The 12,333-nt window shown below is 50.4% G+C and carries 10 protein-coding genes; 6 read left to right on the top strand and 4 right to left on the bottom strand.

Going from position 1 to position 12,333, the window contains the following annotated elements:
- Position 1: 1 nt before the first annotated feature.
- Positions 2 to 1,276, top strand: a complete 1,275-nt coding sequence (hemW, locus tag H9I36_RS07035) for a radical SAM family heme chaperone HemW (RefSeq protein ID WP_187384658.1) — start codon at positions 2 to 4, stop codon at positions 1,274 to 1,276.
- 85 nt (positions 1,277 to 1,361) lie between these two features.
- Here the strand turns inward: hemW and arfB are convergent, their stop codons facing one another.
- Positions 1,362 to 1,772 carry an alternative ribosome rescue aminoacyl-tRNA hydrolase ArfB gene (arfB, locus tag H9I36_RS07030; protein WP_187384657.1) on the bottom strand — a complete coding sequence of 137 codons (411 nt, stop codon included), beginning with the start codon at positions 1,770 to 1,772 and terminating at the stop codon, positions 1,362 to 1,364.
- 64 nt (positions 1,773 to 1,836) lie between these two features.
- On the opposite strand from arfB, the gene H9I36_RS07025 reads away from it, so the two are divergent.
- From H9I36_RS07025 to H9I36_RS07010, 4 genes are all read left to right on the top strand, one after another.
- On the top strand, positions 1,837 to 3,570 hold the full coding sequence (locus tag H9I36_RS07025; protein ID WP_187384656.1) for an ABC transporter ATP-binding protein: 1,734 nt from the start codon (positions 1,837 to 1,839) through the stop codon (positions 3,568 to 3,570).
- 3 nt (positions 3,571 to 3,573) lie between these two features.
- Positions 3,574 to 5,475 carry an ABC transporter ATP-binding protein gene (locus H9I36_RS07020; protein WP_187384655.1) on the top strand — a complete coding sequence of 634 codons (1,902 nt, stop codon included), beginning with the start codon at positions 3,574 to 3,576 and terminating at the stop codon, positions 5,473 to 5,475.
- Between the two features lie 232 nt (positions 5,476 to 5,707).
- Positions 5,708 to 5,998 (top strand): RNA-binding regulator, encoded by a 291-nt coding sequence (locus H9I36_RS07015; RefSeq protein WP_187384654.1) that lies wholly within the window; start codon positions 5,708 to 5,710, stop codon positions 5,996 to 5,998.
- An 83-nt stretch (positions 5,999 to 6,081) separates the two neighbouring features.
- Positions 6,082 to 6,984 (top strand): M28 family peptidase, encoded by a 903-nt coding sequence (locus H9I36_RS07010; protein ID WP_187384653.1) that lies wholly within the window; start codon positions 6,082 to 6,084, stop codon positions 6,982 to 6,984.
- Between the two features lie 18 nt (positions 6,985 to 7,002).
- Here the strand turns inward: H9I36_RS07010 and H9I36_RS07005 are convergent, their stop codons facing one another.
- Entirely contained in the window at positions 7,003 to 8,331 is a 1,329-nt protein-coding gene (locus H9I36_RS07005; protein ID WP_187384652.1) for an OmpA family protein, read from the bottom strand.
- A gap of 300 nt (positions 8,332 to 8,631) precedes the next feature.
- Between H9I36_RS07005 and H9I36_RS07000 the strand changes: the two genes are divergently transcribed.
- Entirely contained in the window at positions 8,632 to 10,122 is a 1,491-nt protein-coding gene (locus H9I36_RS07000; RefSeq protein WP_187384651.1) for an acyl-CoA carboxylase subunit beta, read from the top strand.
- Between the two features lie 186 nt (positions 10,123 to 10,308).
- On the opposite strand, the gene H9I36_RS06995 is transcribed toward H9I36_RS07000, so the two are convergent.
- The gene (locus tag H9I36_RS06995; RefSeq protein WP_187384650.1) at positions 10,309 to 11,244 is read right to left on the bottom strand and encodes an AEC family transporter; all 936 of its coding nucleotides are present in this window, start codon (positions 11,242 to 11,244) and stop codon (positions 10,309 to 10,311) included.
- A 73-nt stretch (positions 11,245 to 11,317) separates the two neighbouring features.
- Positions 11,318 to 12,202, bottom strand: coding sequence for a 3-hydroxy-5-phosphonooxypentane-2,4-dione thiolase (gene lsrF, locus H9I36_RS06990; RefSeq protein WP_187384649.1), 885 nt, complete (start codon positions 12,200 to 12,202; stop codon positions 11,318 to 11,320).
- Positions 12,203 to 12,333: the final 131 nt, after the last annotated feature.

Here is a 12,333-nt window from a genome sequence, read left to right as displayed (position 1 = left end):
CATGAGCGCATCCTTTCCGCTGTACGTGCATATTCCCTTTTGCGTTTCGAAGTGTTCCTACTGTGATTTTTTCAGCGTACCGTGTGCAAAGAAAATCGACGACGAATATATTGCCGCTGTTTTGAACGAAGCGGCATTTACGGCTTCGCTCTGCGATATCGATTCGTGGAAGACGATCTATGTCGGAGGCGGAACGCCGAGCCTGCTTTCCGAAAAGCAAATCGATTTTCTCTTTTCGGGATTGTTAAAAATATCCCGCAAGGTGCCGCTTGAAGTGACGATGGAAGTGAATCCTTCCGACGTAACGGAAAGCCTTCTCGACGCGGCATCCGCTTCGGGTGTGACGCGCATTTCGTGCGGCATCCAATCGTTCAGCGACTCATCTCTTTGCCGCGTGCGGAGGCGGAGCCGCGCGGACGATGTGTATCGGGCGCTTTCGCTTTTTGACAAAAACAGGCCGCATGCTCTCTCGGTCGATATGATTGCCCGTCTTCCCGAAGAAAGCGATGCATCGTTCGCTTCGGGTTTACAGACGCTCCTCTCGTATGCACCCGATCATATTTCGCTTTATTCGCTCACCGTCGAAGAGGGTACGCCGCTTTACGCGGAAATCGAAAGCGGGAAGATCCGGTGCGACATCGATGCGTCCGATGCGCTGTGGATTTCGGGGCGCGATTTTTTGTGCGGTGCGGGATACGAACAGTACGAAGTGTCGAATTTTTGCAAAAAAGGCAGCGAGTGCCTGCACAATCTCGCGTATTGGAATCTTGAAAGCTATGCGGGAATAGGAGCCGGTGCGACGGGAACGTTTTACGGAAATGATATGTCGGTACGGCTTACAAACACGCGCGATATCGGATCGTACGTGCAATTTTGGAAAAGCAAAAAAATCGATGCGGACGATTTACGCGCACCTGCCTTTTTTTCGGACGATTTCCGCACAGCACAATTGCGTGCGGAACAGAGGGAAAAAAAACGTACGGCACAAGTGTGTACGGAGCGCGGCTTCGACGAGCTTCCTTTTTCAGTCGAATATATAGAAAAAAAAACGGAAGCCTTCGAATTTTTTATGATGGGACTTCGGATGACGCGCGGCATCTGTCGTGAAACCTACGAAGCGCGATTCGGCGCCTTTCCCGAAAAGGCGGAAGCTCTCTTTAAAGCGTGGGAGGGGAGGGGCTTGGCTTTGCGTTACGAAAAAAACGGTTCGCATTTTTATGCGCTTACAAAAGAAGGGCTTTTATTTCTCAACGAATTTTTGGAAGCACTTTTATAAAAGATTATTAAAGAAGACGGAACGCTTCGGACGCGCGGTTCGAATGACGAGCACGGGGAAATGTGATCGTTTCCCATAATATTTTTCACATCCGTACTTTTCCTCTGTTCTTTTTAATGTCCGCGCGCAGTTTTTTTATCTTCAAGCGCCGTTCGCGCGAAGCCTTTGTTGGGCATGTCGCTCGCCGCTTTTTTTCGATCCGCGCCGCTGCCGCAATTTTCGCTTCGATGCGCGAGAGCGCGATTTTTCTGTTCCGCTCCTGAACGCGTTCGTCCTGCACGTCGACGGAGATGACGCCCGCATGTATGCTTTTTGCCAGACGCTGTATGACGAGAGACCGCTCCGCTTCCGACAAGCCTTCGATTTTTTCGAGCGCTACCGATGCGTGTACTTTCGTGTTGACTTTGTTTACGTTTTGTCCGCCGGCTCCGCTCGATCGGGCGAATGTCATTTCGGTGTGGAGCGCGATGCTGTCGTGCAGTGCTTGTCTGTCCATACGGCGAGTATAGCACAATTCGTTCTTGTGGTAAAATATTTTTTGCCGTGCTATACTTTCAGTCATGCCGACGCTGAAGAATCTGACCGGAGGGCTTGAAAAAAAATATATTGCATATACGTGTTTGTCGCCGTTCACGATGATCGGAGAGGTTGTCATGGAGACGGTGATTCCGTACATCATGTCGCGCATCATCGACGTAGGTATCGCTCAGGGCGATATCGCTTATGTCGTGCGTACCGGCGGCATTATGATAGGCTGTGCGATCGTTTCGCTTTTGTGCGGTACGGCCGGAGCCTTTTTTGCGGCTTCCGCCTCTCAGGGATTTTCCCACAACCTCAGGCGAAAGCTTTTTGCAAACGTGCAGGATTTTTCCTTTGCCGATATCGATGAGTTCGGAACGGCTTCACTCGTCACACGTCTTACCGTCGACGTGACGAATGCACAAAACGTGTATCAGACGCTCATCCGCCCGAGTGTGCGCGCTCCCTTTATGCTCATATCGGGTACGGTTATGGCATACGTTATAAATCGCCGCCTCGCTTCGATTTTTCTCGTTTCGATTCCGATTTTAATAATCGCCATCGCCTTCGTTTCTTCGAAAGCGTATCCTCGATTCGGAAAAATGCTTGCAAAATACGATGCGCTCAATACGATCATTCAGGAAAATCTCATCGCGATCCGAGTCGTAAAAGCTTTTGTGCGCGGAAAATTCGAATGCGAAAAATTCGCTTCTTCGGCGGACGCCGTAAGACGTGCGCAGGTTTCGGCGGAAAAAGTTGTTTTGTGGATTTGGCCGGTCATGCAGATGACCGTGTACAGTACGATTATCGCTTCTCTGTGGTTCGGCGGCAATATGATAATTGCAGGCGATATGAAAACGGGAGAGCTCGTAAGTTTTCTTTCGTATATCACGCAGATACTTATGTCGCTTTTAATGCTGGGCATGATTTTCGTTTCGCTCGTGCTTTCCCGTGCGTCGATCGCGCGCATAAACGAAGTGCTCGATAAAAAAAGCTCCGTCGCATCTCCCGCTGCCGGCCTAAAAATTATTAAAGACGGTTCGATCGATTTTGAAAACGTATCGTTCCGCTATTCCGAAAAGGCAGGCAGCTTTGCCCTTGAAAACGTCAGCCTGCACATTGCAAGCGGTCAAGTCGCAGGCATCATCGGCGGTACAGGCTCTTCGAAGACGACGCTCGTTTCGCTTATTCCCCGCCTGTACGATGTAAGTGCCGGTGCGGTAAGGGTTGGAGGAGAAGATGTAAGACGCTACGATTTGACTTCTCTCCGCGACGGCGTTTCGACGGTGCTGCAAAAAAACGTATTGTTCAGCGGTACGATAAAAGAAAATCTCAAGTGGGGCGATAAAGAGGCGAGCGATGAAGCGATCGTTGCGGCGTGCAAAGCGGCGGATGCCGACGGTTTTATCGAATCTTTTCCGTTGGGTTACGATACGGTTCTTGGACAGGGCGGCGTCAATATTTCCGGCGGGCAAAAGCAACGGCTGTGTATTGCGCGCGCATTGTTGAAAAATCCGAAAATATTGATTTTCGACGACAGCACGAGCGCGGTCGATACGGCGACCGAAGCGCGTATACGCTCCGCTTTGAAAACTTCGCATCCTGAGACGACGAAGATCATCATCGCGCAGCGCATTTCATCGGTGCGGGACGCCGACATCATCTTCGTACTCGACGAAGGGAAAATAAGCGGTTTCGGCACGCACGAAGAATTGTTAAAGTCGAATGCGATCTATAGAGAAGTGTACGAATCACAGCGGACGGTCGGAGAGTAGGGGATGCCGGAAGCAAGACGATTCGAAAAAAAAGGCTATGCGAAGCCGAAACACGTGCGCACGACATTGAAGCGGCTCGCGTCTTATATGGCGCAATACAAAGCGCTGTGGATCGCGGTTTTCATCCTTATCGCCGTAAACGCCGCAGCGAGCGTCGTAAGTTCGTATGCGATAAAACCCGCTCTCAACGATTATATCATTCCGCTCATCGGAAAAATGGATCCCGATTTAACAAAATTTATTAAAATGCTTGTCCTCGTTTTTGCGATTTTCGTCGCAGGCTCTTTCGCTTCATGGGGCAGTTCTCGTATCATGCTGCATATTTCGTCGGACGTGCTTTTCCGCATCCGAAGCGATTTGTTTGAAAAACTTGAAACGCTCCCGATAAAATATTACGATACCCGTACGCACGGCGAAATCATGTCGCGCTTTACGAACGATATCGATACGCTGCGCGATGTATTCAGTCAGAGTTTGGGACAGCTTTTTTCGTCCGCCCTTACCGTCTCAGGCATATTTGCAATGATGATCGTACTGAGTCCCGTGCTCACGTTTATTGCCGTCGCTTCGATCGCGCTCATCATGCTGCTCGCCGCTTTTGTCGGAAAAAAGAGCGCGGGCGCATTCCGCGATCAGCAAAAAAATATCGGACGGGTAAACGGCTATGTCGAAGAGCTTATCGAAGGGCTGCGCGTCGTCAAAGTGTTCAATCACGAATGCGAAGCGATCGCTTCTTTCGCTTCGCTCAACGGTGAACTTTGCGCTTCGGGGACCCGCGCGAATGCTTACGCGGGTATACTCATGCCGCTTATGGGAAATCTTTCTCACGTTCAGTACGCGCTCGTCGCAGTCGCGGGTGCGCTCTTCGTCATCGGCGGCAAACTCGATTTGGGTTCCATAGCCGCCTTTTTGCAGTACACGCGAAATTTCAGCCGGCCGATTACGATGATGAGTCAGCAGTTCAACGGAATATTGAACGCGCTCGCCGGTGCGGAGCGGGTGTTCGCTGTTATCGATGAAGAAGGCGAAGCCGACGAAGGAAAACTGTGCCTCGTCAACGCATGTGAAGCGCGCGATAAAATCGGAAAAACGCAGCTCGTGCAGTCTTTCGCATATACCGGCGAATGGGCGTGGAAAGATCCCTCCGACACGAAATTGATACGACTGCGAGGCGATGTCGCCTTCGATCACGTGAGTTTCGGCTATGACGAAGGAAAAACTGTTTTGCATGACATCCGTATGCGCGCCTTGCCCGGACGGAAAATCGCGCTCGTCGGCTCAACCGGCAGCGGAAAGACGACGGTGATAAATCTTTTGACACGCTTTTACGACGTCGCAGAAGATTCGGGCAGCATCACGTACGACGGCATTCCGATCAATAAAATTAAAAAAGAGGATCTGCGCCGTTCACTCGGTATCGTACTGCAGGACACGCATCTTTTTTCCGGAACGATACGCGACAATATCGTTTACGGCAATTTGGAAGCAAGCGATGCGCAGATTATCGCTGCGGCCCGCCTTGCAAATGCGGACGCTTTTATCCGGAGGCTTGAAAAGGGTTACGATACCGTCATTTCGGGCGACGGCGGAAATTTGAGCCAAGGGCAGAGGCAGCTCATTGCGATCGCGCGCGCTGCCGTCGCCGATCCGCCGGTGCTCATCCTCGATGAAGCGACGAGTTCGATCGACACGAGAACCGAAATGCTCATTCAAAAAGGTATGGACAGCCTTATGAAGGGCAGGACGGTGTTCGTCATCGCGCACCGCCTCAGCACCGTCCGCAATGCGGATGAAATCGTCGTGCTGGAACATGGGACGATTATCGAGCGCGGTACGCACGATGAGCTCATCGCTTCCGGCGGCCGCTATTACCGTCTGTATACGGGCAGCGCGATTTTGGACTAGGGCGGATGTGTATGCATGTTCGGCTGTCGAAGTACGGCAGGCGAATCGCATACTTGACACGGTTTATTTTTTCTACTAATTTTAATATGATTCTGGTTCTCTAAAGACAGTTCTGATAAAGCTTTATTTCGTATGAATGTATGTTTCTTCAGATTACGGTATTCAGAAAACGCAGATTGCAGCTGGCATCAGCAAATAAAAAATGCCGTATTCGGCAAGAGGAACATCGTATATGTCCAAAAAAATTTACGTCGGCAACCTTAACTATGCCACAACGGAGGATACTCTGAAAAACAGCTTCGCTTCTTTCGGTGAAGTCGCTTCAGCAGTAATTATTAAAGACCGCTTTACTGATCAGTCAAAGGGCTTCGGCTTTATCGAAATGACGGATGAAGCTGCCGCAGACAAAGCGATCGCCGACATGAACGGCAAAGAGATCGACGGCCGCCGCGTGCGTGTCAACGTCGCAGAAGAACGCCCGCCGCGCCGTCCGAGATTTGATAACGGCGGAGATAGCCGGTAGCCGGTTCGCCGCGTTTTATATCGAAAATCGGAAAGCCGGCTGCAGTGATGCACTCCGGCTTTTTTTTATGCTATACTCGTCTTATGAATTTCCTTTCCGCAGGATTTTCCGACTATATCGCAGACGGCTGCGACAGATGCGCGTTTATCCGCTCCTACCTTGCAGAGCGCGGCGTTGAAAGCGTCGTGATGCCCGTCGCGGGGAAAAATCACGTATACGTTAAATTTCCGACATCGCAGTATAATCCTCAGTTCAGAATCAAAACGGTGATCGCGCACTACGACCGTACTCTCGGAAGTCCCGGAGCGAACGACAACAGCGCGGCGAATTTTTGTCTCATGGATTGGGCGCAGCGTTTGCAGAGCCGCTTGGATTTTCACAACGTCCGTCTGCTTTTTTCGGACGGCGAAGAGTTCTCTTCCGGAGGCGTCGCTTGTCAAGGCGCGTTTTCGCTTGCGTCTCTTTTTAAACGGCTCGGCATCACAAACGACGACGTATACGTGTTCGACTGCATGGGCCGCGGCACGATTCCGATTCTTCGCAAAACGATTTTACCGCTCTCCGTATCGTACGGATTTCGAATGCGCTTTGCAGCTCTCGAAGACCGCGCCGAAGAGCTTTTGCGCCGTTCGGCTTCGCGGAGATGGCTTACGCTTCCGTTTGCATACAGCGATAACGCGGGTTTTATCGCATGCGGCATTCCCGCCGTCGCCGTAACGATGCTGCCGGAAGACGAAGCGGATACATATCTTTCATCTCTCATAAAAGAAAAAACTCTCGAAAACTATATCGTCAATCATACCGTCGATGCGAAAAGCGATACCGAAGCGAAAGAAAAATTATTAAAATTGCAATCGATGGTACCCCGAACGTGGCGGCTGATAAACACGAAAGACGATACCGAACGGACACTGACTCCCGAAAGCTTTGCCGTTTTCTCATCGATCCTCGATGCGCTTGCCGACGAAAAAACGCTTGTAAGTTGATTGCAAACGGACGGCGCGCTATTCGTCCATGATGGTGATTTCGACGCGGCGATTTCGCGACCTGCCTTCTTCGGTTTGATTTGTTGCGACCGGCTCGGCCGCACCTTTTCCCTGCGTAAACACGTGATACGAATCGCGCACACCGAGGGTGATCAGATAATCGGCGACGGACTGCGCGCGTTCTTCGGAAAGCATTTGCCGCGCTTTTTCGTTTCCGCGCAGCGCGGTATGCCCCGTAACGAGCAGATCGTTTTTATACGATTTTAAGATATCGGCGATCTTTTCGAGTTTTCGTTTTTCACTTTCGCGGAGGACGGCGGAATCTGGAAGAAATTGAATTTTTTCAAGGCTGATCGTCAATCCTTTTTCGCCTTTTTTTACCGATACGTCTTCAAGTCCGAGCTTCGCGACGCTGTCCTGAATTTTCTGCATCGTGTTGTCGTCGTTGACGCGCTCGAATTCGGTTACTTCCGCTTCCGCCGTTCCCTGAAACGTAAACGTGTCGCCGTAGTAGGTTTCGATAACGATTTTAAAATTTTCATGATAGTGATCGATTTCGCCCCTCTCGTTGTCCCAGTAGAGCGTTTGATGCGAATATCCCATCGTGATTTTCGGGCGATTCAACAGTTCCGCCGTGCGAGCCGAAATATCGCCTTTTCGTACATCGATTTTCGGACTTTCGAAATACAGATTGTATTGCACGTCGATGACGTTGAAAATTCTGCCGTCGGAATTTTTAACAATGCCTTTGTAGCCGTACGAAGCGGTAAACGGAACTTTGAACGGCTTTTGCAGCGCGAAAGTGCGGCGAAGATCGTGCGCCTCATGCCCTTCGGCCTTCCACGTATCGCCGGGTTTGACGGGAGTCGCGGGAAAGATCGGGCAGTCGCGGACGACAGGCATAAAATATATATCGTCCATCGCGTATACGCCGCGCGCGCTTCGCGTAAATACGCTTTTGTATTCGTCACCCCATGAAAAGTGCGTGCCGTTTGTACTGTTCGTCGAATTTTCGGACGACATAAACGTCGCTTCGTAAACACCGCTTCCGTCGGCATGTACGTCGGTAATCTTTGCGGAAATGCGCGTTACGATTTCCGCACGGTGATTTTTTCTGCCGTTGACAAAAACGTCTTCGTGGACTTTTGAAAGCGTTCGATATGAATCGCCTTTTTTGTATTTAAACGATAAAACTTCAGGCTCTATGCCCCGCGTGATAAGCGTTTCGTTTTCGGGACTTTCGGAGGGTGCACCTCTTCCCGCCGCTTGGGGGAAAAGCAGCGCGCCGTATATAAAAGCGCACAAGGCGGCGCAGCTGATTCTTTTATCGATCGAAAAAACGAACATGACAACTCCGTTGAAAATTTTTACAGCGTGTTTCGATTATCATTATCGGCGGAAATGAGGCGCGGTTTTAGGACGGGCTTATCGACATGACGCGTCGCCCATCGATAAGGTTTATGTGACTCAATACGCTTCTCCGATCGCAGTTTACGGGCATTCATCGGTTTGTTGAAAGCTTCGAATTTTCGACAGTGATTGCGATGCGATTTTGACATAAAATTGATTTTTGTCATATTGACAACACGGAAATGATGGAGTATCATAAAATATACGCTCACATTATTTTGAAACGAGGAATGTCTTATGGAATACAATGTCGAAAAACAACACGAAAAAGGAAAACTCCACGCAATAGAACGGATTCGCGCTCTGTGCGATGAAAATTCGTTTATGGAAATCTATTCGGGTGTGCGCCATAACTGCACGAGCTTCGGCATGGAAACGAAGGATCTGCCCTATGACGGCGTCATTACCGGATTCGGAAAGATAAACGGAAGGACGGTCGCGGTATACGCTCAGGATTTTACGGTGCAGGGTGGCTCGCTCGGTCTCATGCACGGCAAAAAAATCGCCGAACTCATCGATAAAGCGATCGAAGCGCGGTGCCCCGTCATCGGTATAAACGATTCCGGCGGAGCGCGCATTCAGGAAGGTGTCGACGCGCTGTGCGGCTACGGAGACCTCTTTTATCAAAACGTCCGCGCATCCGGTTCGGTGCCGCAGATTTCGATCGTCGCAGGCCCCTGCGCGGGAGGCGCCGTGTATTCGCCGGGCATCACCGATTTTATCTTTGCGATCGACAAGATAAGCGAACTCTTTATCACCGGACCGAAAGTCGTCAAATCGGTTATGTTTATGGATATTTCGTCGGAAGATTTGGGAGGAGCGGCGATCCATTCGAAAAAATCGGGCGTAGCGCATTTCCGCTGTGAAAGCGAAAACGACTGCTATCGAAAAGTGCGCGCGCTGCTCGACTACATCCCCCACTATTTCGGTGACGATCTCACACAAAACGAAAAATACAAATTCGACGCGAAGAAAAAAGCGAAGCGCATCGAAGAAATCATCCCCGAAAACCCGCGTGCCGGTTACGATATCCGCGAAATCATCAACTGCTGTATCGACGACGATTCGTTTTTTGAAACGTCGGCAGAATTTGCGGTAAACTGCGTCACGGGCTTTGCGAAGATCGAAGGCAAATCCGTCGGCATCGTCGCAAACAATCCGATGGGCGTCGGCGGCGTTCTCGACTGCGATGCAAGCGACAAAATCGCGCGCTTCGTCCGTTACTGCGACGCTTTCGGTATACCGCTTTTAACATTCGTCGATGTTCCCGGCTTTATCCCCGGTCCGCAGGAAGAGCAAAAAGGCATCATCCGGCACGGCGCAAAAGTGATCTATGCGTACAGCGAAGCGAGCGTTCCGAAAGTGACCGTCATCGCGCGCAAAGCGTACGGCGGCGCATACATCGCGATGTGTTCGAAACACCTCGGCGCCGATTACGTATACGCGTGGCCGAAAGCGGAAATCGCGGTTATGGGTGCGGAAGGCGCAATCGGCATTTTGTACGCAAAAGAACTCAAAGATCCGTCGAAGGCGGCCGAAGTCGCGGCAAAGTCGGAAGAATATAAAACGGAGATAATGACGCCGAAAATCGCGGCAAAGCGCGGCTATGTCAGCGAAGTGATCGAACCGCAGGAAACGCGCGAGCGCATCGCACGGAGCTTTGAAATACTCGCGCGAAAGCGCAGCATGGACACGCCTTTGAAAAAGCACGGCAATATCCCGCTGTAAGAGCGGGCGGTACGGCGCGCGATACTGTTTCGCTGTAATTGCAAACGAGCTGCGCCTTGCATGCGGTCATGCCGAAGACAGATTGAAAGGCAAACCGATGCACTATACAGGAGATGCGGCCGCGCACGACGCGCGGTCGTTTTTATTCGTGCGGATAGTAGTGAGAACGGCATAGTATTAAAAGGCTCACACGACAAAAGACGCAAGCACGATATAGCCGAAAATCGTAATGAGCGTATAGAGCGCCAAATACGCGCTCAAAAAAGCACTTTCATCTTTTCCGTTTACAAATACGCCGTACGCATATGTCGGCGGCATGATAAAATACAGGACGGCACCGAAACGATACAGCGGATCGGAGGGGTACATCCGGCCGACAATATAATAGACGATACCGCCCATAAAAAGTGCAAAGACGAGCATGCGCGCTAAAACGGTTTTCAGCGTATCGCTCCATTCGATATTCGAAAAAGTAAGTCCGTAACCAACCGTCATGATAATAATCGGTCCGACGGGTGCTCCGACAAAATTCAAAACGTCTTCGAAAATACTCCCTGCTCGTGTCGACGAAAGATACTGCCCGAAGCCGGTTACGGAGCAGAGTATGCCTGCAAGGATCGCGATATTCACCGGAGTCGCAAGCGATTTTGCAAGTTCGGAAGCGCGGAGCTTTCCTTTTATACGAAGCTGCAGAATCGAGATGATGACCGCCCACTGTGTGACGGCGCCTCCCGCATCGAAGAGCGCAAAGTGATACAGATCGCTTTGTCCGAAAAGCAACATAAAAAGCGCATAGCCGATCGACCCTCCTTCTATCGTCGCGCACATAAACGGCGCAACGGGCGTTTTAATTTTAAAAAGAGCGCATACAAGGATTCCGAACGCGAACGCTGCAAGATTCATCAGAGCAAATACGCCGAGCGTGAGTGATTCCCTCCACGTAAAGCGCATATTATAAAAGGCTGCAAAGAGTACAGCAGGCAGACACACTTTTACAATGAGCGATTTGATTTCTTCGATACCGCTTTCGCTTAAGAATTTCGTTTTCCGCGCCCACGCCCCTATTGCGATCATGACGATGACGGGAAGCGCGACTTCCGATATCCCTAAAAATCTTTCCATAAATAATTGTCAACTAAACACACATAAAAAAAGCCCGTCGCGCTTCGCGCGGCGGGTTCACAAAATCTTTCGCTTATTTTCTATTGATCTGTTCGGTATAGAATTCGAACGCTTCTTTGTCGGTAAATTTTCTGTGAACGATTTTTCCGATCGCATCGGCCATTGCAACCGGATGCGCGCTTTGGAAAATATTTCGTCCCATATCGAGTCCGTGAGCGCCGTCGCGTATTGCGTGATACGCCATTTCGAGCGCTTCTTTTTCAGGCAACTTTTTACCGCCGGCGACGACGATCGGTACGGGACAGGCCGCGGCAATTTCGTCAAACTCTTCGCAATAATACGTCTTTACGATATTTGCGCCGAGTTCCGCAACGATACGCGTTGCAAGTTTAAAATATTTCCCCGTGCGTTCCATATTTTTTCCGACTGCAACGACGCCGAGCGTCGGTATGCTGTAGCGCATAGCTGCGTTTATCGTCTTCGAAAGGTTGTCGATGCTTTCGAGCTGACCGTCGGCGCCGATAAAGGTTTGAACGGCGACGCAGTCCGCGTTCATTCTGATCGCATCTTCGATATCGACCGCAACGACTTCGTGACTCAAATCGTCCTGCACCATGGACGAACCGGAAGACACGCGGAGCGCGATGGCTTTTTTGCAGTCAGGGCGTACACAGGTACGCAGTGCACCTCTGGTTGCCATGAGAACGTCGACGTGATTATTGAGAAGCGGAATCAAAAGGTCGAGGCGTTCGAGCCCCGAAACGGAACCCATAAAATAACCGTGGTCGAATGCAAACATCACGGTGTTGCCGCTTTTGGGATTGAAGATATTCGATAAATGTTTTTTCATGCCCCAGTCGAGGTTTCCGGCACCTTTTACATAAAAGGATCCGTCAACGGCGAAACGGACATCCGTGTGATAATCGTGAGCGATTTTCAAACCGTCTAAATCTGCCATAGTGTATTCCTAAAATTATTAAAATCGATAGCAATAATGTGTAAAGTTACGGAGCTGTCGAAAAAGTAACCGATTTTTGAGACAGTCCCCTTCCCTGATCGACAAAAGCCGACGCACGAAACGAATCATGC

Origin of the sequence: Treponema sp. Marseille-Q4130 (assembly GCF_014334325.1) — a bacterium.
GTDB lineage: Bacteria > Spirochaetota > Spirochaetia > Treponematales > Treponemataceae > Treponema_D.
The sequence above is the reverse complement of the archived record's forward strand: the minus strand, read 5'-3'. Positions and strand labels throughout refer to the sequence as shown.